Raw genomic sequence first — 24332 nt, forward strand, 5'->3', positions numbered from 1 at the left:
CGACTCGCGTCGCGACATCCGCCCCTCGTTCGCAGCCCCGGTCAGCCCGCGGTCGCGACCGCCGCCGCACCGGCACGCACGGCCTGCGTCGCCTGCACGATGTTCGCCAGCGAGGCGACCGTCTCGTCATAGCCGCGCGTCTTCAGCCCGCAGTCGGGGTTCACCCAGAGCCGTCCGGCGGGGATCTCCCCCACCGCGCGCTCGAGGAGCGCCTGCACCTCTTCCACGCTCGGGACGCGCGGCGAGTGGATGTCGTACACGCCCGGGCCGACGCCGTGGTCGAAGCCGCTGGCCGACAGGTCGTCCACCACCTCCATGCGGCTGCGGGCGGCCTCGATCGACGTGACGTCGGCGTCGAGCTCGCGGATGGCGTCGATGACGACGCCGAACTCCGAGTAGCAGAGGTGCGTGTGGACCTGGGTGGCGGAGGCCGCGCCGCCGGTCGCGAGCCGGAACGACCCGACCGACCAGTCGAGGTAGGCGGGCTGGTCGGCGCGCTTGAGCGGCAGCAACTCGCGCAGCGCCGGCTCGTCGACCTGGATGACCCGGATGCCGGCCCGCTCGAGGTCGGCGATCTCGTCGCGCAGCGCGAGGGCGACCTGGCGCGCGGTGTCGCCGAGCGGCTGGTCGTCGCGCACGAACGACCACGCGAGGATCGTGACCGGACCCGTGAGCATGCCCTTGACGGGCTTGTCCGAGAGCGACTGCGCGTACTGCGACCACTCGACCGTCATGGGCGCCGGACGCGACACGTCGCCCCAGAGGATCGAGGGACGCGTGCAGCGCGAACCGTACGACTGCACCCAGCCGTGCTGGGTCACCGCGAAACCGTCGAGCAGTTCGGCGAAGTACTGCACCATGTCGTTGCGCTCGGGCTCGCCGTGCACGAGCACGTCGAGGCCGAGGTCCTCCTGCAGGCGGATGACTCGGGCGATCTCCTCGCGCATGAGCTCGCGGTACGCCTCGTCCGTGAGCTCGCCCTTCACGAGGCGCGCACGCGCGCGACGGATGTCGGCGGTCTGCGGGAACGAGCCGATCGTCGTGGTCGGCAGCGCGGGCAGGTCGAGATCCTCCTGGGCGGCCACGCGGGAGTCGTAGGCGGCACGCGAGAAGGCCGACGCGTCGAGGCCGGCGAGGCGGTCGCGGACCCCGGCGACCCGGACCCCGGGAGCGGCGGCGCGGTCGGCGAGGGCGTCGGATGCGGCGTCGAGCTCGGTCGCGATCGCCTCGCGGCCCTCGGCGAGCCCGCGGGCCAGCACCGCGACCTGCGCGACCTTCTGGTCGGCGAACGCGAGCCAGCTCACGAGCCGCGCGTCGAGGGCCGTCTCGTCCTCGACGTCGTGCGGCACGTGCAGGAGCGACGTCGACGTCGACACGGCGACGTCGCCGGAGAACGTGCGGAGCGCCTCGGCGTGCGCGAACGCGCGCTCGAGGTCGCCGCGCCAGATGTTGTGGCCGTCGACCACGCCGGCGACCAGCGTCTTGGCGGCCAGCGCCTCCTCGGTCACGGGGTCGAGCTGCTCGGGCGCCGCGCCGCGGACGAGGTCGAGGCCGATCGCCTCGACGGGCGTCGCCGCGAGCGCCGGCAGGGCGTCGTCGAGCGAGCCGTAGGGCGCGGCGACGAAGATCGCAGGCCGCTCCTCGGCCGCGCCGAGCGCGTCGTACGCCGCGCCGACGGCGTCGAGCACGCGCTCACGCGACTCGTCGATGCTCTCGCTCACGAGCGCCGGCTCGTCGAGCTGCACCCACTCCGCACCCGCATCGCGGAGTGCTGCGAGGAGTTCGGCGTAGACGGGCACGAGGTCGGCGAGGCGGTCGATCGGGCGGAAGCCCTCGGGCGCGCCGTCCGCCGCCTTGGCCAGCAGCAGGAAGGTGACCGGGCCGACGAGGACCGGACGCGTGACGAAGCCGGCCTCGCGGGCCTCGCGCACCTGGGCGACGACCGCCTCGGCGTGCGCGGCGAACGCGGTGTCGGGCCCGATCTCGGGGACGAGGTAGTGGTAGTTCGAATCGAACCACTTGGTCATCTCGAGCGGCGCGTCCGCCCCTTCGCCGCGCGCGACCGTGAAGTACCCGGCGAGATCGAGGCGTCCGTCGGCGTCGAGGAGCCTCGCGAACCGCGTCGGGATCGCGCCGACCGCGACCGCGGCGTCGAGCACCTGGTCGTAGTACGAGAAGCTCTCGGGGATCGCCGAGTCGGTGCGGTCGAGGCCCAGCGTCGCGAGGCGCTCGCGGGTCGCGGCGCGCAGGTCGGCCGCGGTGCGCTCGAGCTCTGCCGCGTCGATGCGCCCGGCCCAGAACGCCTCGACGGCGTGCTTGAGCTCGCGGCGGCGCCCGATGCGGGGGTAGCCGAGGATGGTTCCGGCGGGGAAGGCGGATGCGGTCATCGTGTTCTCGTGTTCCTCTCGGTGCCCGCGTGGGCGGGGATGGTGCGCAGGCCGAGCCGGTCCAGGACGGCGAGCACGGCCTCGTGGCGGTTGAAGGTGTACAGGTGGAGTCCCGGTGCGTCCGCGAGGACCTCGGCGGCGAGCGCGGCGGCGAAGTCGACGCCGAGTTCGAACAGCGCGTCGGCGTCGGGCTCGATCTCGAGCGGGATCGCGAGCTCGCTCGGCGCCGGCACGCCGGTGAGCTGCTCGAGGCGGGCGAGACGCGCCGGCGTCGTCACGGGCATGATCCCCGGCAGGATGGGAATGGTCACGCCGCCCGCGCGGGCGCGCTCGACGAAGCCGAGGTAGTCGTCGGCGTGCCAGAACAGCTGCGTGATCGCGAGATTGGCGCCCGCGACCTCCTTCGCGAGCAGCACGTCGATGTCCTGCCCGAACCCGCGCGAACGCGGGTGTCCGGTCGGGAAGGCCGCGACCGCGACGCGCTCGGGGCGCGGTCGCTCGCGGATCCGCGTCGCGCCCGGGATGCCGGGGATGCCGGCCTGCCCGTACGGCTCCCGTTCCTCCTGCACCCGGTGGATGAGCTGCACGAGCTCGGCGGCGCTGCGAAGGTCGCCGATACCCGCCTCCGGGTCGGCGCCCTCGGGCGGGTCGCCGCGCAGGGCGAGGAAGCTCGTGATCCCCGCGTCGAGGAACTCGCGCACGAGGCGGTTCGCCTCGGCGTGGCTCGAACCGACGCAGGTCAGGTGCGCCATCGGCTCGACGTCGGTGTGCTCGAGCATGTAGCGCAGCACCGTGAGCGAGCGGTCACGCGACGATCCGCCCGCCCCGAAGGTCACCGAGATGAACGCCGGGTCGACCTCGGCGAGCCGGTCGATCGTCCGCCCGAGCGCGAGCGCGGCGGCGTCCGTCCGAGGCGGGAAGAGCTCGAACGAGATCGGCGGCCTCGGCCGAACGGCGTCGCCGACGGGCGCGCTTCCGGTCATGGTGCTCCTGGGTGCGGATGCCGCGACGGTGGCTTCGGGCACGGCACGCCGCGCCCGGCCGGCCGTCACGGCTGGCGGGTCTCGCGGGCGGGTGCCGGGCTCGGCGGTCGCTCCAGGCGGGCGGCATCCGGCCGCTCGCCACGATCAGGTGCGACGATACGCGGCGGGCGCGCCATCCGGAACGACGTTTACGCCGGATGACGGGACCGGCTGACCGCGGCGCGCCCTATGCGACCGCGGCCGCCTGGAACTGCCGGAGCTGCGCGGCCTGCTCGGGCGACGCGAGCGCGCGGATGCGCGTGCCGTCCTCGACGTAGTCGGTCGAGAGCACGCGTCCGGACTCGTGCAGCGCCGAGATGACGTCGCCGCGGTCGTACGGCACGAGCAGGTCGACCTCGACGGCGGGGTCGGGCAGCAGGCGCGTGATCGCGTCGAGCACCTCGGTGACGCCGGCGCCGGTGCGAGCCGACGCGAACACCGCGTTCGGTTCGAGGCCCTGCAGCACGAGCCGGTCTTCCGGCGTGATGAGGTCGGCCTTGTTGAACACCACGAGCTCGGGCACGTCGCGCGCGCCCACCTCGCCGATGACGTCGCGAACGGTGGCGATCTGCGCGGCGGGGTCGGGGTGCGCGGCGTCCACGACGTGGACGATCAGGTCGGCGTCGCCGACCTCTTCGAGCGTCGAGCGGAAGGCCTCGACGAGCTGGTGCGGAAGGTTGCGTACGAAGCCGACCGTGTCGGCGATCGTGTAGACGCGCCCATCGGGCGTGGTGTTGCGCCGAACGGTGGCGTCGAGCGTGGCGAACAGCGCGTTCTCGACGAGCACGCCCGCACCCGTGATGCGGTTGAGCAGGCTGGACTTGCCCGCGTTCGTGTACCCCGCGATCGCCACGGACGGAACCGCGTTGCGCTTGCGGTTCGCGCGCTTGGCGTCTCGCGCCGGCTTCATGCCGGCGATCTGCTTGCGGAGCCGCGCCATACGCGAGTGGATGCGACGGCGGTCCAGCTCGATCTTCGTCTCACCGGGTCCGCGCGAACCCATGCCGGCGCCGGCGCCGCCGACCTGGCCACCGGCCTGGCGCGACATCGACTCGCCCCAGCCGCGGAGGCGCGGGAGGAGGTACTCGAGCTGCGCGAGCTCGACCTGCGCCTTGCCCTCACGGCTCTTGGCGTGCTGGCTGAAGATGTCGAGGATGACTGCGGTTCGGTCGATGACCTTGACCTTCACCGCATCCTCGAGCGCACGGCGCTGGCTCGGCGCGAGCTCGGTGTCGGCGACGACCGTGTCGGCGCCGAGCGCCGCGACGATGTGGCGGAGCTCCTCGGTCTTGCCGCGACCGAGGTAGGTCGACGGGTCGGGGTGCGGGCGGCGCTGCAGCACCCCGTCGAGCACGCGGGCACCGGCCGTCTCGGCGAGGGCGGCGAGCTCGCGCAGCGAGTTCTCGGCGTCCTCGAGGGAGCCCTGCGGGTAGACGCCGATGAGCACGACGTTCTCGAGCCGGAGCTGCCGGTACTCGACTTCGGTGACGTCCTCGAGCTCGGTCGACAGTCCGCCGACGCGCCGGAGCCCCGCGCGCGCCTCGCGGTCGTACTGCTCGCCGTCGAAGCCGCCGTCGCCGTCGACCTCGAGGCCGTCGCGCTGGATCGACGCGGCCTCGGACGCCCCGAACCGGGACACGCCCGCGCGCACGTCCGCGCTCCGGAGCACTCGCGCGACCGCGTCGTCGTGGGTGTCGTGTTCCGCGTCGTTCATCTCGACCAGCCTACTTCCGTTCGTGCGATAGGTTCCCCTGTATGCCGCAGGAGCACTACTTCTCGTCGAAACCCGCCGACGACGACGCGCTCCGCACGGTGACGGTGCGCCTCGCCGGCCGCGAGCTCGACGTGCTCACCGCCGGCGGCGTGTTCAGCCCCGCCCACGTCGACCTCGGCACCCGAGTCCTGCTCGACGCAGTGCCGCAGCCACCGGCGACCGGACACCTGCTCGACCTCGGGGCCGGGTGGGGGCCGATCGCGCTGACCCTCGGCCTCGACGCACCGGAGGCCACGGTGTGGGCGGTCGACGTGAACGAGCGGGCACTCGACCTCGTGCGCCGGAACGCCGCCCGCCTGGGCCTACGACAGGTCAACGCCGCGCTGCCCGACGATGTTCCCGACGACGTGCGATTCGCCACGATCTGGTCGAATCCGCCGATCCGCATCGGCAAGGCCGAGCTGCACGCGCTGCTGCGGCGCTGGCTGCCGCGCCTCGAGGTGGGGGCGACGGCGTGGCTCGTGGTGCAGAAGAACCTCGGCGCCGACTCGCTGCAGCGGTGGCTCGCCGACGAACTCGGCAACGGATGGCGCGTCGAGCGCGCTTCGTCGGCGAAGGGCTTCCGCCTGCTGGCGGTCACCCGCGAGCGCTGAGCTCGGGGGCGGCCGGTCAGGCGAGGCTCAGCACGCCGTCGAAGACGAGCTCTGCCGGGCCCGAGAGCAGCACGTGCTCGCCGTCGGGCTCGGTCCGCATGCGGACGCCGACGACCCCGCCGGGCACCTGCACGACCCACTCGTCGGGCGCACCCTCGCCGGCCCAGTAGCGGACGGCGAGCGCGGAGGCGACCGCGCCCGTGCCGCACGACAGCGTCTCGCCCGAGCCGCGCTCGTGCACGCGCATGCGGATGCGGCCGCGACCGGCCTCGACGAGCGGTTCCGCGGGCACGACGAACTCGACGTTCGCACCCGCCTGCGGCTCGGGCTCGAGGATCGGGACGTACGCGAGGTCGAGGCCGTCGAGCTCGTCGTCGTCGGCCAGCGCGACGACGACGTGCGGGTTGCCGACGTCGATGCCCAGGCCCGGCCGCGCGGCGTGCAGGTTCTTGGCACGCACGAGCGGCTCGCCGCCGTCGAGTCGCCACACGCCGAGGTCGGCCTCGAAGTTGCCGCTCCCCAGCTCGCGCACGCGGCGGACGCCCGCACGCGTGCCGATCGGGATCCACTCGCCATCGGCGAGCGCGACGAGGCCCTGGTCGATCAGGTACCGCGTGAACACGCGGATGCCGTTGCCGCACATCTCGGAAGGGCTGCCGTCGGCGTTCCAGTAGTCCATGAACCACGCGGCATCCGGGTCCTCGGCGATCGCCGCCGCGCCGTCGACGAGCCGGTCGGATCGGACCGCGCGGATGAGCCCGTCGCCGCCCACGCCGAAGTGCCGGTCGCACACCGCCGCGATCTGCGTGGGCGTGAGCTGCACGTCGCCCTCGGGGTCGCTGAAGAGCACGAAGTCGTTGCCCGTGCCGTGGCCCTTGGTGAAGCGCAGATCGAACGCCATCCCATCAGTCTAGGGATGGCGCGAGGCCGCTCCGGACGCGCCGGGTCAGGCGAGCGCGGCCTGCCGCGCGACCTCGGCCGCGACCGCCGCACGGTCGTCGGCGTCGACGACGGATGCCGCGGCGTACCGCTTGAACCAGCCGACCTGGCGCCTCGCATAGGTGCGGGTCAGCGCCTGCGTCTCGGCGATCGCGTCGGACTCGGCCATGCGACCGCGCACCTGGGCGAGCCCCTGCGCGTAGCCGATGGCCTTGCGCGCGGTGACCCCGCGTTCCAGCCCTGCTGGGATGAGGGCGCGCACCTCGTCGAGGAGCCCCTCGCGCCACATCGCCGCGGCGCGCGCATCGAGCCGCTCGACGAGGGTGGCGCGCTCGGAGCGCAGGTGGACGATGCGGTGCGGACGCCAGGGCACCGGCTCGTCGGGCAGTCGGGCGGCCTTGGGCTCGCCGGTGAGCTCGATGACCTCGAGCGCACGGACGATTCGGCGCCCGTTCTGCGGATCGACGCTCGCGGCGGTCTCGGGGTCGAGCTCGCGCAGGCGTCGATGGAGCAGGCCCGGGCCCACCCGCTCGAGCTCGTGCTCGAGCCGCGCGCGGATCGCGGCATCCGTGCCCGGGAACCGGAGGTCGTGGATGACGCTCGACACGTAGAGGCCAGACCCTCCCGTGAGCAGCGCCACGCCATCGCGCGCCTCGATCTCGTCGACGGAGCCCCGAGCGTCGGCCTGGTACGCCGCGACGGAGGCCTCGTCGGTCACGTCGAGCACATCGAGCAGGTGGTGCGGCACGCCCTCGCGTTGCTCCGCCGCGAGCTTGGCGGTGCCGATGTCCATGCCGCGGTAGAGCTGCATGGCGTCGGCGTTCACGACCTCCGCGGGCCGACCGCTCGCGGCGATCGCGTGCGCGAGGTCGAGAGCGAACCGCGACTTGCCCGTGCCGGTCGCCCCGACGATCGCGATCAGGGTCACGTCAGCGCTGGCCGTCGCCCGGGTCGTAGATCGGCATGGTGCCGACACCCGGCGACGTGAGCGGCTCGGAGCCGATCCGGATCGTCGGAAGGCCGAGGGAGACCGGACCCGACGCCGGCGCGGTCGCGCCCGCCGTCGCGGGCACGCCGCAGCTCTCGGCCTGCGCGCGGTCCCACGCGTCGCCCGCACGCGTGCGACGGATGCGCAGCGGCGCGCCGTCGAGCGAGTCGGCGAGCAGGTGGAACGGAGCTGCCTGCGTGATCACGACCGACACGACGTCGCCCGGACGGGGCAGCTCGGACCCGGCGGGGACCTCGAAGTGCACGAGGCGGCTGTCCTCGGCGCGGCCGCTCAGGCGATGGGTCTCGGCGTCCTTCTTGCCCTCGCCGGTGGAGACGAGCACCTCGACGGCGGTGCCGACGAGCTTCTGGTTCTCCTCCCACGAGATGCGCTCCTGGAGGGCGATGAGACGGTCGTACCGATCCTGCACGACCTCCTTCGGCACCTGCTCCTCCATCGTGGCCGCGGGCGTGCCGGGGCGGATGGAGTACTGGAACGTGAACGCGGATGCGAAACGCGCGGCCTCGACGACGCGGAGCGTCTCCTGGAAGTCGGCCTCGGTCTCGCCCGGGAAGCCGACGATGATGTCGGTCGAGATCGCCGCATTCGGGATGCGCGCGCGCACGCGGTCGAGGATGCCGAGGAACTTCGCCGACCGGTACGACCGGCGCATGGCCTTGAGGATGCGGTCGGAGCCGGACTGCAGCGGCATGTGCAGCTGCGGCATGACGCTCGGCGTCTCGGCCATCGCATCGATGACGTCATCGGTGAAGGCGGCGGGGTGCGGGCTCGTGAACCGGATCCGTTCGAGCCCGTCGATCTGCCCGGCGGCGCGGAGCAGCTTGCCGAATGCCTGACGGTCGCCGAACTCGACGCCGTAGGAGTTGACGTTCTGGCCGAGCAGGGTGACCTCGACGGCGCCGTCGTCGACGAGGGCCTGGATCTCGGCGAGGATCTCGCCGGGCCGGCGGTCCTTCTCCTTGCCGCGCAGCGCGGGAACGATGCAGAAGGTGCAGGTGTTGTTGCAGCCGACCGAGATCGACACCCAGCCCGAGTAGGTCGAGTCTCGCTTGGTGGGCAGCGTGGACGGGAAGACCTCGAGCGCGTCGAGGATCTCGAGCTGCGCCTCGTCATTGTGCCGGGCGCGGTCGAGCAGGCTCGGGAGCGATCCCATGTTGTGGGTGCCGAAGACGACGTCGACCCACGGGGCCTTCTCGAGGATGACGTTCTTGTCCTTCTGGGCGAGACAGCCGCCGACGGCGATCTGCATGCCCGCGTGGCGCCGCTTGACTCCGGCGAGGTGGCCGAGGTTGCCGTAGAGCTTGTTGTCGGCGTTCTCGCGCACGGCGCACGTGTTGATGACGACGACGTCGGGCTCGGCGCCGTCGGCCGGCACGTACCCGGCGGCCTCGAGCGAGCCGCTCAGCCGCTCGGAATCGTGCACGTTCATCTGGCACCCGAAGGTGCGCACCTCGTAGGTGCGGGGCGCGGCCGGTTCGGCGGCGTCGCCGACTGGCACGGCGGTCGCCTCGTGGATGATGGTCATGATCCGACCAGTCTACGAAACGATGCGCGGGCTGCCGCCCGGCTCACTCGGCGGGATCGCTCGCCAGCGCGCTCGCCACGGCACGCCGGACGAGGTCGCTGCCGTATCCCCGACGCAGGAGGAAGGCGCTCAGCCGCCGTTCTGCCGTCGTCCGGTCGAGTCCGGCGAGCTGACGTGCGCGGCGAGACGCCACCTCGGTGGCGTGCTCGAGCTCGAGCTCGGGGTCGAGCGCGTCGAGCGCGTCGCGCGCGAGCTGGGCGTCGATGCCGCGACGACCGAGCTCGTGCAGGAGCGCACCGCTCCCCCGCCCGCGCCGCACTCCGTGACTGTGCACGAGCTGATCGGCGAGCCGGCGGTCGTCGAGGTATCCGAGCCGCTCGTACCGCTCGATCCACTCCTCGACCTCGTGGTCGTCGAGCCCGTGCTCGACGAGGGCACCGCGAACCTCGGCGATCGACAGGGAGGAGCGCCGCAACCGCGACACGATGAGTCGATCGATGCGCTCATCGCGCTCGACTCCGGTCTCGACCGGCTCGTCGTCGTGATCGCGCTCGCGGCCCACTGCGACCAGCCGCGCCGGCCGTCCTGCTCGGAGCCCGCGCCCGGCGGGGTGCCGGCTGGACTGCGGCGCCGGGGCCGCGCCGTCGTCGGCCTGCTCGGACGACGGCGCCACCCACGGCAAGTAGGCGACGGGCGCGAGGCGCTCGCTGGGCTGGTCGCTCATCTGGCGTGCCGCCGGCTCAGGCGCCCTTGCGCTTCGCGGCGAGGGACTCGACCGGCGCCACGCCCGGCGCGGCGGTCGCACCGCCGACCGGCTGCCCGATGCCGAGCTTCGAGAGGATCTTCTGCTCGATGTCGGCCGCGATGTCGGGATTCTGGATGAGGAAGTTGCGTGCGTTCTCTTTGCCCTGGCCGAGCTGGTCGCCGTCGTACGTGTACCAGGCGCCCGACTTCTTCACGATGCCCTGGTCGACGCCGTAGTCGATGAGGCTGCCCTCGCGCGAGATGCCGACGCCGTAGAGGATGTCGAACTCGGCCTGCTTGAACGGCGGCGCCATCTTGTTCTTGACCACCTTGACGCGCGTGCGGTTGCCGACCGCCTCGGTGCCGTCTTTCAGCGTCTCGATGCGACGGATGTCGAGGCGGACCGAGGCGTAGAACTTGAGCGCCTTGCCACCCGCCGTGGTCTCGGGGCTGCCGAAGAACACGCCGATCTTCTCGCGGAGCTGGTTGATGAAGATCGCCGTGGTCTTGGTCTGGTTCAGGCCACCGGTGAGCTTGCGGAGCGCCTGCGACATGAGGCGCGCCTGCAGGCCGACGTGCGAGTCGCCCATCTCGCCCTCGATCTCGGCACGCGGCACGAGCGCCGCGACGGAGTCGATGACGACGAGGTCGATGGAGCCCGATCGGATCAGCATGTCGGCGATCTCGAGCGCCTGCTCGCCCGTGTCGGGCTGCGACACGAGCAGCGAGTCGATGTCGACGCCGAGCTTCTTGGCGTAGTCGGGGTCGAGCGCGTGCTCGGCGTCGATGAACGCCGCGATGCCGCCGGCGCGCTGCACGTTGGCGATCGCGTGCAGGGTCAGCGTGGTCTTGCCGGAGGACTCGGGACCGTAGATCTCGATGATGCGGCCACGGGGCAGGCCGCCGACGCCGAGCGCCACGTCGAGCGCGATGGAACCGGTGGGGATGATCTCGACCGGGGCGCGTTCCTCGCTGCCGAGGCGCATCACCGATCCCTTGCCGAACTGTCGGTCGATCTGCGCGAGTGCGGTCTCGAGGGCCTTCTCGCGGTCTGCGGGTGATGGCATCGGTGCTCCTTCGTGGTGGGTTCGGCTGCCTCTAGGCTGTCGTTCCGCGTGCCAGGCCGTGACCCGGCACGTCTCGCGACAAGGCGGTGGCGGTGTGTTCCGACGCTCCGACCGTATGATCGGCCACCGACATCCGGGGCCGAGCGACCCGCGCATGTGGATGGATGCGACATCCCTCCCGCTGTTGAGGAGCCTACTCCGCGACCCGAACGGATGTTCGACGCGACACGCGGCGTGTCGAACGGATCTTCGGCGGGTTCACGCGTCGTCGCGCGGCGCCCGCAGACCGGCGCCGTGCCGTCGCGACGCCGGCACGTCGGTCGCCTCGCAGATCGCGAGCCAGACCGTGCGCGGCGCCACGCCGGCGGCGAGCGCCTGGCGGGCGGTCCGTCCGTCGAGCGCGCCGAGCACGAGGTCGTCGACGACGACGCTCGCGTATCCCGCGCCGAACTCCTCCTCGACCGCGAGGTCGAACTCACTGCGCTTCACGGCAATCCTCCGGACATGCGAACGGCCGGTCCGAGGACCGGCCGAGCGCTGCGACGTGGGTGGGTCAGCGAACCATCATGTCCGCGTCGAACTCCGCCACGAGCTCGTCGGGAAGGCTGTCGGGCACCGACGGCGCCGAGAGCCCCTCGAGGACCGCGATGCGGTCGCCGACCTCGTGCATGATCACCGAGATGGGCGTGTCGAGGGCGTCGGCCACCGAGGCGAGGATCTCGCTCGAGGCCTCCTTCTGACCGCGCTCGACCTCGCTGAGGTAGCCCAGCGCGACGCTGGCCTTGCTCGCGACCTGACGGAGCGTGCGACCCTTCTGCAGGCGGAAGTCCCTCAGCACGTCGCCGATCTCCTGTCGAACCAGAACCATCGGAACCTCCCTCTCTGCCTGCGACCACCTTGCGGCGGCCGGTTCGGGGAGGTCAGTCTAGCGCCTCGTCCCGTTCACCGAGCCTATCGGTGGTCACTGGAGTTTTCTTGTGAACCCGACACCTGTAACAGGGTGTTCACGTGGGCTATTCCCCGCCGCGTGCGCCAGACGCCGGCGGCTCCGCCGGCTCCGGCTCGGGCACGTCGATCGCGGCGATCGCAGCCGTCGGCACGAGCGTCGGCGACGCCTCGAGCCGCGCCTTGCGCCGCTTCAGCCAGATGCCGGTCACCACGATCACCGCGAGCGTGCCGTACGCGGCGATCGCGAACGGGCTGTGCACGAGGTAGGCGAGGTCGCCCTGGCTGATGGCCATCGACTTGCGCAGCTGCTCCTCGGCCATCGGCCCGAGGATCCCGCCGACGACCATCGGCGCGACCGGGTAGCCGTAGCGGCGCATGAGGAACCCGACGACGCCGACGACGAGCAGCGTCAGCGTGTCGAACACGTTGAAGTGCAGTGCGTACGCCCCGAGCCCCGCGAACGCGAGGATTCCGGCGTAGAGGTAGGGCCGCGGGATCCGCAGGACCTTCACCCACATGCCCACGAGCGGCAGGTTGAGCACGAGCAGCAGCACGTTGCCGATGTAGAGGCTCGCGATGAGCGCCCACACCAGTCCGGACTGGTTCTCGAAGAGCAGCGGTCCCGGCCGGATGCCGTACGACTGGAACGCGGAGATGATGATCGCGGCCGTCGCGGTCGTCGGGAGGCCGAGCGTGAGCAGCGGCACGAGCACGCCGGCCGCTGCGGCGTTGTTGGCCGCCTCGGGTCCCGCGACGCCCTCGATCGCGCCGCGCCCGAACTGCGCGCGGGCCGGTCCCCTCGCGAGCCGGCGCTCGCTCGCGTACGACAGGAAGGTCGCGACATCCGCCCCGCCCGCCGGGATCGTGCCGATCGGGAAGCCGATCGCGGTGCCGCGGAGCCACGGCTTCCACGAGCGGCGCAGGTCCTCGCGCGTGAGCCAGCTGCGCCATCCGCTCGACACCGGGATCACCCGGACCGGGCCATGGCGCAGTCGCGCGGCCACGTACAGGGTCTCGCCGAGCGCGAAGAGGCCGACGGCGATGAGCACGACGTCGATGCCGTCGGCCAGGCTCGGGACGCCGAGCGTGTAGCGCTGCTGGCCCGAGAGCACCTCGGTGCCCACGAGCCCGAGCAGCAGTCCGAGGCCGAGCGACACGAGCCCGCGCGGCACGCTCGAGCCGAGCAGCGCGCCCACGGTGAGGAACGCCACGACGATGAGCGCGAAGTAGTCGGCGGGCCCGAGCTGCACCGCGAGCTTCGCGATGCCGGGCGCCAGGAAGGTCAGCAGCACGGTCGCCACGGTGCCCGCGACGAAGGAGCCGATGGCCGCGGTCGCGAGCGCGGCCGCGCCCCGGCCCGCCTTCGCCATCCGGTTGCCCTCGAGCGCCGTCACGATCGAGGACGACTCGCCCGGCGTGTTCAGCAGGATCGAGGTCGTCGAGCCGCCGTACATGCCGCCGTAATAGATGCCGGCGAACAGGATGAGCGCGCCGGTCGGGTCGAGCGAGTACGTCAGGGGCAGCAGGAGCGCGACGGTCATGGCCGGGCCGATGCCGGGCAGCACGCCGACGGCCGTGCCGATGAACACGCCGAAGAGCGCGTAGAGCAGGTACTGGGGCTGCAGCGCGGTGGCGAAGCCCTCGAGGAGTGCGGTGAGGCTATCCATGGAAGATCGGGATCCAGTCGAGGAGCGGGCCGGCTGGCAGCGAGAGCCCGAGCCAGGCGCCGAAGACGAGTTGGGTGACGAGCCCGAGGCCGAGCCCGACGAGCAGCGCCGTCCACCACCGCTTGGCCCCCAGGATGATCGCAGCGCCGCCGAACACGACCGCGACGGCGATCGGCCAGCCGGCCCATTCGATGAGCAGGAGTTGCGAGAGGAGGATCGCGATGAGCTTGGCGACGGTGAGCCAGTCGGTCGGGGCGTCGGGGTCGACGTCCTCGCCGTCATCGGGCACGCCGCGGTGGCCGCGTGCGATCTGCACGATGACGGCGACGGATGCCGCGACGAGCAGCACCCCGACGGCGTACGGGAACACGCGGGGCCCGAGCACGCTCGCCGAGCCGGGCGGGACCCGGATGAAGCCGGCGCCCACGATCGCGTACGCGCCGAGCGCGGCGCAGACCGCCGCGAACGCGTACTCGCCGATCGGCGCGCGGGCGCCCGCGCGCGCTGGGCCCGGGGCGGGGGTTCCCCCCGACGCCGCAGCGTCGAGGGGAACCGGGGTGGGCTCGGTCACGGTGCGACCAGGCCGATCGACTGCAGCGTCCGGGCGACCTCGTCGATGTTGCCGTCGAGGAAGGACTCGAAGTCCTCGCCCGTGAGGAACGCATCGGCCCAGCCCTTCTCCTCGAGCGTGTCGGCCCACGCACCCGAGTCGTGCAGGTCGGTCACGAGCGTTCGCAGCGCCTCGGCGTCGGCCTCGTCCACGTCGGCCGGGGCGAGGAGGCCACGCCAGTTGGTGAGCGTGACGTCGTAGCCCTCGTCGACCAGGGTGGGCGTGTCGGGCAGCAGCTCGACCGGCTCGGGCGACGAGACCGCGAGCGCGCGCAGCTCGCCCGCCTCGATCTGCTCGACGAACTCGCCGACGCCCGAGATGCCGGCCTGCACGGTGTTGCCGAGCAGCATGGTCACGGCCTCGCCGCCGCCCGAGTTCGGGATGTAGTTGAGTGTCGACGGGATGTCGGCGGGGTCGACGCCGGCCTCGGTCAGCAGCATGCCCGCCAGGATGTGGTCGGCGCCGCCGGCCGAGCCGCCCGTGACCGAGATCGCCGCGCCCTCGTCGACGATGGCGTCCACGAGGTCCTCGGCCGTCTCGTACGGCGAGTCCGCCGGGACGACCAGGACCAGCGCCTCCTCGGTCAGCTTGGCGATGGGCGTCATGTCCTCGATGCGCACGGGCGACGCGTTGGTCTCGACGGCGCCGACCATGACGAGGCCCGTGACCATGAGCGTCGCGGGGTCCTTCTCGTTGGCCAGCGCCGCGAGGCCCACGGTGCCGCCCGCCCCGCCGATGTTCTCGACGGGTGCCGAGCCGACGAGGTCCTCGTCGGTCAGCACCTGCGAGATGGCCCGCGCGGTCTGGTCCCAGCCGCCGCCCGGGTCGGCGGGGGCGATGAGGCTGACGGCGTCGAGGGATGCCGCGGCGGTCGCGTCATCCGCGTCGCCGCCCGCGGTGGCGGACGTGCTGCACCCCGCGAGTCCGACCAGGGCGGTGACGCCGAGGCCCGCGAGCGCGGCGCGCACGGCGGCGGCCCGCATCCGGTCAGGGGTGGCCGAGGGGGTCGGCCGGCTGTGTGATCGCAATGCTCCTCCTTGAGTGCCCGGCACCAGCGCCGGGCCGACGATCGTCGGTTCGGATGACGCTAGGTCGCCGTCGCGCCGCACCGGAACGTTGCGGTCGCAAGGGTCGTACTGGTCGTTTCGGTCGATTCGGTCGTATTGGTCACGACCGTCCGGCCGACCGCCCCCCGCGCGTGGGGCACACTTGACGGGTGAGCCGGTCGAGGATGACGCTGGGCATGCAGCTGCTGCTGCTGCAGGTCGCCATCGTGCTCACGACCGTCGTCGGCACCGGCGTCACGGCGATGCTCATCCAGGAGCGCCAGCTGCGCGAGGGCTACCAGGACCGCATGATCGCGGTCGCCCAGTCCGTGGCCGGGCTGCCCGTGATCCTCGAGGCGTTCGACGATCCTGATCCCTCCGAGACGATCCAGCCGGTCGCCGAGGTCATCCGGCACGCGTCCGACGTGACGTACGTGGTCGTGGCGAACGACGAGGGCATGCGCTACTCGCACCCGAACCCCGACCGCATCGGCGAGCGGGTGTCGACCGATCCGGCCATCCCCCTGTCGGGCGAGGTCTACGTCGGCACGCAGACCGGCACGCTCGGCGAGTCCTGGCGCGTCAAGGTGCCGATCTTCGACAAGCGCGGCGAGGTGATGGGCCAGGTCTCGGTGGGTATCCTCGAGTCCGAGCTGCGCGCCGACTTCCTCGGCGGCCTCGGCGGGCTGCTCGCGGCGCTCGCGGTCGCGGCGCTCGTCGGCGTCGTCGGGTCGGCATGGATCGGCCGGCTCATCCGGCGCCGCATCTACGGGCTCGAGCCCGACGAGATCCGCGCGATGCTCGAGACGCGCGAGGCGATGCTGCACGGCATCCGCGAGGGACTCGTGGCGGTCGACGACCGTGGCCGGATCGTCCTCATGAACGACGCGGCCGCACGGCTGCTCGACGTCGAGGAGCCCGGGCGCATGCTCGGGCTGCCCGTCGAGGACGTGCTCGACCCCGAGCTCGCACGGTTCATCGCGTCCGGCGAGGACCGGGAGACGCCCGTGCTCTCGGGCGAACGCGTGCTCCTCGTGCACGGCGACCGCGTGCGCGTCGAGGGGCGGGAGGTCGGCTCCATCGCGATCCTCCGGGACCGCACCGAGCTCGAGACGACGCTGCGCGAACTCGAGGGCGCGCAGGGCCTCGCCGAGGGGCTGCGCGCACAGTCGCACGAGTTCTCCAACAAGCTGCACGTCGTGAGCGGCCTGCTCGAGCTCGGCCACGTCGACGCGGCCATCGCGTTCATCCAGCGGGTCGGCAGCGGCGGCGCGCTCTCGTCGCTCGACGAGCACGACGGCATCGCCGACGTCGAGACGGCGGCGCTCGTGCTCGCCAAGCGCTCGCGCGCCCAGGAGCTCGGCGTCTCGCTCGAGCTCGAACCCGAGTCGCACCTCGACCAGGCGGCCGACGCGCGCGAGCGAACCGACCTGGTCACCGTGGTCGGCAACCTCGTCGACAACGCGATCGAGGCGTGCATCCTGGGCGGGCGCGTGGTGGTGTCCATCCGCGACGACCTCGAGACGGGTCGGGTCGTCGTGCGCGTCGACGACGATGGGCCCGGCATCGTGCCGGAGCGGCGTGCGGCCATCTTCGAGCCCGACGTCAGCGGCAAGGCGCCCGCGCCGGGCAAGGCGCGGCGCGGCATCGGCCTGACGATCGTGCAGCGGGTCGCCGACCGCCTCGGCGGCAGCGTCCTCGTCGCCGAGTCGCCCGCGGGCGGGGCCCGGTTCGTGGTGAACCTGCCCTGGCACGGCGCGGGGGTTCCGCGCACCGATGCCGCGACCGCGGCCTCCGGGTCCGGAGGGCGCGCATGAGCGACATCCGCGTCGTCATCGTGGACGACGACTTCGCCGTCGCCCAGGTCAACCGGGCGTTCGTCGACGCCCAGCCCGGCTTCGCCGTCGTGGCCGAGGCCCACACCGGCGAGGCCGCACTCGCGGCGATCGAACGCCACCGGCCCCAACTCGTACTGCTCGACGTGTACCTGCCGGACCTCGGCGGTCTCGACGTGCTGCGGCGCCTGCGCGCCGAGGGCGACGACGTCGAGGTGATCGCGGTGACCGCCGCGCGCGACCTCGACACCGTGCGACGGGCACGCCAGCTCGGCGTGCGCCACTACCTCGTGAAGCCGTTCTCCGGCGCGAGCCTCGTCGAGCGGCTCGACGACGTACGCCGCGGCATCGCCGCCGAGCGCGCCGCGCCCCGAGCCGCGCTCGACCAGCGCGGTATCGATCGCGTGCTCGGCGCGAGCGCGGGCACGATCACCGCCCGCCGCGTCGCGCTGCCGAAGGGCCTGTCGCCGGTCTCCCTCGAGCGGGTCGCCGCCGGGCTCGCCGACTGCCCCGCCGATGCGTCGGCGGCCGAGATCGCCGAGGCGCTCGGCATGTCGCGCGTGAGCGCGCGCCGCTACCTCGAGCACCTCGTCGCGACCGGCGCCGCCGAGGTCGCTCCCCGGTACGGCAGTGCGGGCCGACCCGAGCATCGATACCGGATGCCGCGGCGCTGAGGGCCGCGCACGCCCGGGCGTCGGCCGGCCGCGTCAGGCGGTCGCGTGCCGGCGCAGGCGCGAGAGCGCCGCATCGACCGCGGCGCGTACCGTCGCGCGCCGGATCGCGTCGCGATCGCCCGCGAGCTCGAGCGCGACGGCCTCCGTGCCCTCGGCGTCCGCGAGACCGACGAAGACGGTCCCGACGGGCCGGCCGTCCTGCGGATCGGGGCCCGCGACCCCCGTGGTCGCGAGGCCGAGGTCGGCCGGGCGACCGTCGACCGAGAGCGCGCGGCGGGCGCCGTCGGCCATGTGCCGCGCGACGTCGGGATGCACGGCGCCCTCGGCGGCGAGCAGGTCGGCCGGCACTCCGAGCACCGAGTGCTTCACGCCGGTGTCGTACGCCACGACGCCGCCGTTCACCGCGAGCGAGGCGCCGGGGATCCGGGTCAGCTCGCCGACCACGAGCCCACCCGTGAGGGATTCGGCGACCGCGATGCGCAGGCCGCGGCGGGTCAGCTCGGCGATCAGCTCGGCTGTCGGATCGGTGCCGGGGCCGTCGGCCGGCGCCATCCGCTCGTCGCTCACGCGGCCTCGCTGCGGTGCTCGCGCGCGAGCCGGAACGCGTCGCGCACGTAGAGCAGGCCCGACCAGACGGTGAGCACGAGGGCCAGGATCATGAACGCCCAGTTCACCCAGACGATCCAGTCGCCGACGATCGTCCAGAGCGGCGTCAGGAACAGCGAGATCGCGATCGCCTGCGTGAGCGTCTTGAGCTTGCCACCCGACGAGGCGGGAACGACCGTGCCGCGGCCCAGCTCGACGAACCGCCACGCGGTGATGCCGACCTCGCGCACGACGATGACGATCGTGATCCACCACGGCAGTTCGCCGAGGATCGACAGGCACACGAGCGCGCCGCTCGTGAGCAGCTTGTCGGCGATGGGGTCGAGGATCTTGCCGACATCGGTCACGAGACCGCGCGAGCGCGCCAGCCACCCGTCGACCCAGTCGGTCGAGATCGCGACGATGAAGATGACCGCCGCCCACCAGCGCATCGGGCCGTCGGCGCCGGCGTCGGCGAGGAGCAGCCAGAAGAACACCGGCGCCATGATGATCCGCACGACCGTGATCGCGTTCGGCAGGTTCCAGTTGTTCGCCGAGTGCGTGCGGCCCGCGGGTGAGGTCATGGCCACAGCCTATCGACGGGCCGGTCGCCCGCAGCGGTCGATGGTCCCGCCGTCAGTCGCGGCCGGTGAGCCCCCAGGCGTCCTCGTCGGAGTCGGCCTCGACCTCTTCGAGGTCGTCGGGGATGCGACCGACCGGGTCGTCGTAGCGGTCGTCGGCGGGGGGCGCAGTCGTGGCGGGCGCGGGGTGCGACGGGGCGCCGGATGCCGCCGCAGCCGTCGGCGCGGACGTGCCCGCCGGCTCCTCGCCGCGCAGCTTCGCGAGCACGCCCGGAAGCTGCTCGGGCGTGACGAGCACGTCGCGTGCCTTCGACCCCTCGGAGGGACCCACGATCTCGCGCGACTCGAGCAGGTCCATCAGGCGGCCCGCCTTCGCGAAGCCGACGCGCAGCTTGCGCTGGAGCATCGAGGTCGATCCGAACTGGGTCGAGACGACCAGCTCGGCCGCAGCGAGCAGCAGCTCGAGGTCGTCGCCGATGTCGGAGTCGATCTCCTTCTTCTCGACGGCGGCCGCGACGTCCTGCCGGTACTCGGGCCGCGCCTGTCGGGTGACGTGCTTGACGACCTTCTCGATCTCGCCCTCGCTGACCCACGCGCCCTGCACGCGGATCGGCTTCGACGCGCCCATCGGCAGGAACAGTGCGTCGCCCTGGCCGATGAGCTTGTCGGCGCCGGGCTGGTCGAGGATGACCCGGGAGTCCGTGACGCTCGTGACCGCGAACGCGAGGCGCGACGGCACGTTCGCCTTGATGAGGCCGGTGACGACGTCGACCGACGGGCGCTGCGTGGCGAGCACGAGGTGGATCCCGGAGGCGCGCGCCAGCTGCGTGATCCGCACGATCGAGTCCTCGACGTCGCGCGGCGCGACCATCATGAGGTCGGCGAGCTCGTCGACCACGACCAGGAGGTACGGGTACGGCTTCAGCTTGCGCTCGCTCCCCGACGGCAGCACGATCTCGTCGCCCACGACCGCCTTGTTGAAGTCGTCGATGTGGCGGAACCCGAACGACGCGAGGTCGTCGTACCGCATGTCCATCTCCTTCACGACCCACTGCAGCGCCTCGGCCGCCTTCTTGGGATTCGTGATGATGGGCGTGATGAGGTGCGGCACGCCGGCGTACGGCGCGAGCTCGACGCGCTTCGGGTCGATGAGCACCATCCGCACGTCGGACGGCCTGGCGCGCATGAGCAGGCTCGTGATCATCGAGTTCACGAAGCTCGACTTGCCCGAGCCGGTCGATCCGGCCACGAGCAGGTGCGGCATCTTCGCGAGGTTCGCGACGACGTGGCCGCCCCCGACGTCCTTGCCGACGCCGATCGTCATGGGGTGCTTGGCGTTCACCGCGGCGCCCGAGCGAAGCACGTCGCCGAGCGTCACGATCTCGCGGTCGGCGTTCGGGATCTCGATGCCGATCGCGCTCTTGCCCGGGATCGGCGAGAGGATGCGCACCTCGTTGGAGGCGACGGCGTACGCGAGATTCTTCGACAGCGCCGTCACCCGCTCGACCTTGACGCCGGGACCGAGCTCGATCTCGTACTGCGTCACGGTCGGACCGCGCGAGAACCCCGTGACCTTCGCGTCGACGCCGAACTGCTCGAGCACTCCCGTGATCTGGCGCACGACGTCGTCGTTCACGGCCGAGCGGGTCTTCGCGGGCGCGCCGGCCGCGAGCGTCGACGACGCGGGCAGGTGGTACGGGCGCTCGGGCTCGGCGGGTGCGTCGCCGTCGACGGATGGCGCGCCCGCCGCGACCCCGGTCGAGCCGGCCGCGCCCGCCGCCCCACCGGCACCGGCCGCGCCGAGCACGGTCGTGGCATCCGGGTCGTCGCCCTGGAGGCCTGTACCGCCGTGCGGCACCTCGCCCGTGAAGCGCTGCAGCGCCGACTCGGCGCGCTCGAGTTCGCTGATGACGCCGGCCCCGTACGCGTCGGCGGGACGCGCGCCCTCGAGCGGCGTCTCGAAGCTGCCGGCGGCCGAACCCGGGCCGAACACTTCGGTGATGCCCTCGGCACCCCCTGCGGTGTACTCGGGGTCCTCCTCGCGGCTCGACGCGTTGCGCCGCCACCACGGCAGCAGCCCGCCGCCCTGCGCATCGTCGTCGACGCCGTCGAGTTCGACCTGCTCGGCGCGTTCGCGACGCGACCGGCGCTTGGATTTCGCGTCGGCGGCACCGTCCGCACCGGCCGCATCGTCGTCGGCGGGTTCGAGCGCGCCGAACAGCCACGCGTACAGCTCCCGGAACCGCTGCGGGATCCGGTTCGGCGGCGTCTTCGTGAGGATGAGCAGCGACAGCAGGCCGAGGAGGACGAGCACGACCGCCGCGCCGACCTCGGTGATGAGGAGGATGAGCGGCTGCGCCAGCATCCAGCCGAGGATGCCGCCCGCCTGCGCGAGCACGGTCATGCCCTCGCTCGGGGACGGCTGGCCGCCGAAGAGGTGGCACAACGCCGAGATCGTGAGCAGCAGCATCCCGAGCCCGATGCCGATGCGCGTGTTGTCGTGCACCGAGCTCGGATGGCGGAACAGCCAGACCGCGAACATCAGCATGACGACCGGGAGCGCGAAGGCGACTCGGCCGAAGAGCCCACCGAACGTGTAGGCGTCGAGCGTCTGGGCCACGGGGTCGTTGATGAGGAACCACTCGACCACGGCGCCCGTGATCGCCATGAGCACGAGGAAGAACGGCAGTCCGTCGCGCCGCTCCTCCTTCGCCAGCGTCTCGGGGCCGAGCGCTCGCGCGGCGCCGCCCGTGAGGTGCGCGAGCCCCATCCATGCGCGGACCAGGAGTCCGGGTCCCTGCTTCGACGCGGGCGCGGCCTTCGACGTGCGCGTCGATCCGCGCTGCGCCGGCAGCTTCTTGGTGGGTGCGGTCCGCGTGGACGAGCCGCGCCCGGACGCGCCCGAGGCGCGCCCGTTCGACCTGGTGCCCGTAGCCATGCGTCCCACGTTACGGCTCACCACCCGCACGGGGCCGCAGGCCGGGCGAGTGTCGGCGCACGCGTCACGACGGCGGTTGCGACGGTGGTCGCGACATCCGCCCGTCAGCGCAGCGCGCGGACCATCGTGTCGCGGTCGCCCGACGACGCGACGACCGTGAATCCCTCCGAGCGGTAGAGCTCGTGGGCGAAGTTCCCGTGCTCGACCGAGAGGGCGAGCCGCGCGTATCCCTCGAGGCGCGCGCGATCGGCGAGCGCCCGCAGCAGCGCGCGGCCGACGCCCTGCGCGCGCCAGATCGGGCGCACGCCGATGATGAGCTCGGGCACCCCTGCGGCGACGAACCCCATCGAGGGACGGTCGGCGCCGAACAGGCGGAACCAGGTGGCCCCGATCGAACGGCCGTCGGGGTCGACCGCGACGACGCCGCGGTCGGCCGGGCGCTGCCAACCGGCCACGTAGCCGCCGTGGCGGGCGTCGGCGAGGATCGCCGGACGCGGGCGGGTGCTTCCCGCGCGCCAGTTCGCGGCCTCGACGACCATGTCGGCGAGGAAGCCGCCGTCCGCCGGGTGGGCGGGTCGGATGGAGAAGTCCGCCATGCGCGGAGGGTACGCGCGCGGTGTTACGGCGGTGTTTCGGGCGAGCGGATGGCGCGCCATCCGCTCGCCCGCGAAGCCGGCCGCTACGCCTCGATGACGAGCGGCACCAGCATGGGCCGGCGGCGGAGGCGCCGGTTCACCCAGCTGCCGAGCGTGCGGCGCACCGTCTGCTGCAGCGCGCGCGGGTCGCGCACGCCGTGGTGGGCGGCATCCGCGAGCGCGGCGACGATCTTGGGCTTGACGTCCTCGAAGACGGCGTCATCCTCGGCGAAGCCGCGCGCGTGGATCTCGGGGCCGACGATGACCTTGCCCGTCGTGGCGTCGACCACGATGATCACCGAGATGAAGCCCTCCTCCGAGAGGATGCGGCGGTCCTTCAGGTCGGCGTCGGTGATCTCGCCGACGGTCGAGCCGTCGACGTAGACGAATCCGAGGTCGAGCTGGCCGACGACGTCGACTCGGCCGTCCTTCAGGTCGAGCACCGTGCCGTTCTCGGCGAGGAACGTGCGCTCGGGCGCGATGCCCGTGTCCTGCGCGAGACGGGCGTTGGCGACGAGGTGGCGGAACTCGCCGTGCACCGGCAGGACATTGCGCGGCTGCAGGATGTTGTAGCAGTAGAGCAGCTCGCCCGCGGCGGCGTGGCCCGAGACGTGCACCTTCGCGTTGCCCTTGTGCACGACGTTGGCGCCGAGCTTGGTGAGGCCGTCGATGACGCGGTACACCGCGTTCTCGTTGCCCGGGATCAGGCTCGAGGCCAGGATGACCGTGTCGCCCTCGCCGATCTCGATCTGGTGGTCGCGGTTGGCCATGCGGCTCAGGACGGCCATCGGCTCGCCCTGGGACCCGGTCGACATGTAGACGATGCGGTCGTCGGGGATGTCGCCGGCCTTCTTGAAGTCGACCAGCACGCCCGACGGCACGTCGAGGTACCCGAGGTCGGCCGCGATGGTCATGTTGCGCACCATGCTGCGGCCGAGCAGCGCCACGCGACGCCCGTTCTGGTGCGCCGCGTGCAGCACCTGCTGCACGCGATGCACGTGGCTCGAGAAGCTCGCGACGATGACCCGACGCGGCGAGCGCGCGATGACCTCGTCGAGCACGGGGCCGATCGACCGCTCGAGCGGCGTGAAGCCCGGCACATCCGCGTTCGTGGAGTCGACGAGGAACAGGTCGACGCCCTCCTTGCCGAGTCGCGCGAACTCGCGCAGGTCGGTCAGGCGCCCGTCGAGCGGCAGCTGGTCCATCTTGAAGTCGCCCGTGGCGAGCACGGTGCCCGCGCTCGTCCGGATGGCGACCGCCAGGGCGTCGGGGATCGAGTGGTTGACCGCGACGAACTCGAGTTCGAACGGCCCGAGCTTCTCGCGCTGCCCCTCCTTGACGGTGAGGCTGTACGGCTGGATGCGGTGCTCCTTGAGCTTCGCCTCGACGAGCGCGAGCGTGAGCTGCGAGCCCACGAGCGGGATGTCGGCCCGAAGCTTCAGGAGGTACGGCACGGCGCCGATGTGGTCCTCGTGGCCGTGCGTGAGCACGACCGCGACGATGTCGTCGAGGCGGTCGCGCAGGAACCCGAAGTCGGGCAGGATCAGGTCGACGCCCGGTTGGTGCTCCTCGGGGAAGAGCACGCCGCAGTCGACGATGAGCAGCTTGCCGTCGATCTCGAAGCTCGTCATGTTGCGGCCGACCTCGCCGAGGCCGCCGATGGGGATGACCCGGAGCGTGCCGGGTTCCAGCGGTGCGGGGTCGATGACTTCGTCGGGCATGCGCCCTCCTCACGTTCAGTGTTCAGTTCGGT

At 72.5% G+C, this 24332-nt stretch carries 21 protein-coding genes; 3 read left to right on the forward strand and 18 right to left on the reverse strand.

Annotation, left to right across the window (positions count from 1 at the left end; all coding sequences use genetic code 11):
* Positions 1-41 precede the first annotated feature (41 nt).
* The 3 genes from metE to hflX all read right to left on the reverse strand — a co-directional run bounded on the left by metE (position 42) and on the right by hflX (position 5123).
* On the reverse strand, positions 42-2387 hold the full coding sequence (gene metE, locus BLT99_RS07320; protein ID WP_092670560.1) for a 5-methyltetrahydropteroyltriglutamate--homocysteine S-methyltransferase: 2346 nt from the start codon (positions 2385-2387) through the stop codon (positions 42-44).
* Complete coding sequence (locus BLT99_RS07325; protein ID WP_092670562.1) at positions 2384-3370, reverse strand: methylenetetrahydrofolate reductase; 987 nt, start codon at positions 3368-3370, stop codon at positions 2384-2386. Before BLT99_RS07325 ends, metE begins: the two co-directional genes overlap by 4 nt.
* A 226-nt stretch (positions 3371-3596) precedes the next feature.
* Positions 3597-5123, reverse strand: coding sequence for a GTPase HflX (gene hflX / locus BLT99_RS07330; protein WP_092670564.1), 1527 nt, complete (start codon positions 5121-5123; stop codon positions 3597-3599).
* 41 nt (positions 5124-5164) lie between these two features.
* Between hflX and BLT99_RS07335 the strand changes: the two genes are divergently transcribed.
* Positions 5165-5776 (forward strand): class I SAM-dependent methyltransferase, encoded by a 612-nt coding sequence (locus BLT99_RS07335; RefSeq protein WP_092670566.1) that lies wholly within the window; start codon positions 5165-5167, stop codon positions 5774-5776.
* A 16-nt stretch (positions 5777-5792) separates the two neighbouring features.
* Here the strand turns inward: BLT99_RS07335 and dapF are convergent, their stop codons facing one another.
* The 10 genes from dapF to BLT99_RS07385 form a co-directional block, all read right to left on the reverse strand.
* Positions 5793-6677, reverse strand: a complete 885-nt coding sequence (gene dapF, locus BLT99_RS07340) for a diaminopimelate epimerase (RefSeq protein WP_092670568.1) — start codon at positions 6675-6677, stop codon at positions 5793-5795.
* A 45-nt stretch (positions 6678-6722) separates the two neighbouring features.
* Positions 6723-7643, reverse strand: a complete 921-nt coding sequence (miaA, locus tag BLT99_RS07345) for a tRNA (adenosine(37)-N6)-dimethylallyltransferase MiaA (RefSeq protein WP_229724881.1) — start codon at positions 7641-7643, stop codon at positions 6723-6725.
* Between the two features lies 1 nt (position 7644).
* On the reverse strand, positions 7645-9249 hold the full coding sequence (gene miaB / locus BLT99_RS07350; RefSeq protein ID WP_092670572.1) for a tRNA (N6-isopentenyl adenosine(37)-C2)-methylthiotransferase MiaB: 1605 nt from the start codon (positions 9247-9249) through the stop codon (positions 7645-7647).
* A 43-nt stretch (positions 9250-9292) separates the two neighbouring features.
* On the reverse strand, positions 9293-9973 hold the full coding sequence (locus tag BLT99_RS07355) for a regulatory protein RecX (protein WP_092670574.1): 681 nt from the start codon (positions 9971-9973) through the stop codon (positions 9293-9295).
* 16 nt (positions 9974-9989) lie between these two features.
* Positions 9990-11060 carry a recombinase RecA gene (gene recA, locus BLT99_RS07360; protein WP_092670576.1) on the reverse strand — a complete coding sequence of 357 codons (1071 nt, stop codon included), beginning with the start codon at positions 11058-11060 and terminating at the stop codon, positions 9990-9992.
* A gap of 258 nt (positions 11061-11318) precedes the next feature.
* Positions 11319-11549, reverse strand: a complete 231-nt coding sequence (locus tag BLT99_RS07365) for a DUF3046 domain-containing protein (protein WP_092670578.1) — start codon at positions 11547-11549, stop codon at positions 11319-11321.
* A 64-nt stretch (positions 11550-11613) separates the two neighbouring features.
* A complete protein-coding gene (locus BLT99_RS07370) occupies positions 11614-11928 on the reverse strand; it encodes a helix-turn-helix domain-containing protein (RefSeq protein WP_092670580.1) in 315 nt (104 codons plus the stop codon).
* Positions 11929-12073: 145 nt separating this feature from the next.
* Positions 12074-13675: a tripartite tricarboxylate transporter permease gene (locus BLT99_RS07375; RefSeq protein WP_092670582.1), complete on the reverse strand. Its 1602-nt coding sequence runs from the start codon at positions 13673-13675 to the stop codon at positions 12074-12076.
* A complete protein-coding gene (locus tag BLT99_RS07380; RefSeq protein WP_092670584.1) occupies positions 13668-14246 on the reverse strand; it encodes a tripartite tricarboxylate transporter TctB family protein in 579 nt (192 codons plus the stop codon). Before BLT99_RS07380 ends, BLT99_RS07375 begins: the two co-directional genes overlap by 8 nt.
* Positions 14243-15268, reverse strand: coding sequence for a Bug family tripartite tricarboxylate transporter substrate binding protein (locus BLT99_RS07385; protein WP_092670586.1), 1026 nt, complete (start codon positions 15266-15268; stop codon positions 14243-14245). Before BLT99_RS07385 ends, BLT99_RS07380 begins: the two co-directional genes overlap by 4 nt.
* Before the next feature lie 233 nt (positions 15269-15501).
* On the opposite strand from BLT99_RS07385, the gene BLT99_RS07390 reads away from it, so the two are divergent.
* Together BLT99_RS07390 and BLT99_RS07395 are read left to right on the forward strand one after the other, a co-directional pair.
* Positions 15502-17148: an ATP-binding protein gene (locus tag BLT99_RS07390; RefSeq protein ID WP_229724882.1), complete on the forward strand. Its 1647-nt coding sequence runs from the start codon at positions 15502-15504 to the stop codon at positions 17146-17148.
* A complete protein-coding gene (locus tag BLT99_RS07395; RefSeq protein ID WP_092670590.1) occupies positions 17145-17840 on the forward strand; it encodes a response regulator in 696 nt (231 codons plus the stop codon). Before BLT99_RS07390 ends, BLT99_RS07395 begins: the two co-directional genes overlap by 4 nt.
* 33 nt (positions 17841-17873) lie before the next feature.
* On the opposite strand, the gene BLT99_RS07400 is transcribed toward BLT99_RS07395, so the two are convergent.
* The 5 genes from BLT99_RS07400 to BLT99_RS07420 all read right to left on the reverse strand — a co-directional run bounded on the left by BLT99_RS07400 (position 17874) and on the right by BLT99_RS07420 (position 24300).
* On the reverse strand, positions 17874-18407 hold the full coding sequence (locus BLT99_RS07400; protein WP_371874289.1) for a CinA family protein: 534 nt from the start codon (positions 18405-18407) through the stop codon (positions 17874-17876).
* Positions 18404-19009: a CDP-diacylglycerol--glycerol-3-phosphate 3-phosphatidyltransferase gene (gene pgsA, locus BLT99_RS07405; protein ID WP_092670594.1), complete on the reverse strand. Its 606-nt coding sequence runs from the start codon at positions 19007-19009 to the stop codon at positions 18404-18406. Before pgsA ends, BLT99_RS07400 begins: the two co-directional genes overlap by 4 nt.
* A gap of 52 nt (positions 19010-19061) precedes the next feature.
* Entirely contained in the window at positions 19062-21944 is a 2883-nt protein-coding gene (locus tag BLT99_RS07410; RefSeq protein ID WP_092670596.1) for an FtsK/SpoIIIE family DNA translocase, read from the reverse strand.
* A 104-nt stretch (positions 21945-22048) separates the two neighbouring features.
* A complete protein-coding gene (locus BLT99_RS07415; protein WP_092670598.1) occupies positions 22049-22540 on the reverse strand; it encodes a GNAT family N-acetyltransferase in 492 nt (163 codons plus the stop codon).
* Between the two features lie 83 nt (positions 22541-22623).
* The gene (locus BLT99_RS07420) at positions 22624-24300 is read right to left on the reverse strand and encodes a ribonuclease J (RefSeq protein WP_092670600.1); all 1677 of its coding nucleotides are present in this window, start codon (positions 24298-24300) and stop codon (positions 22624-22626) included.
* Positions 24301-24332: the final 32 nt, after the last annotated feature.

This window comes from Agromyces flavus, from assembly GCF_900104685.1.
GTDB lineage: Bacteria > Actinomycetota > Actinomycetes > Actinomycetales > Microbacteriaceae > Agromyces > Agromyces flavus.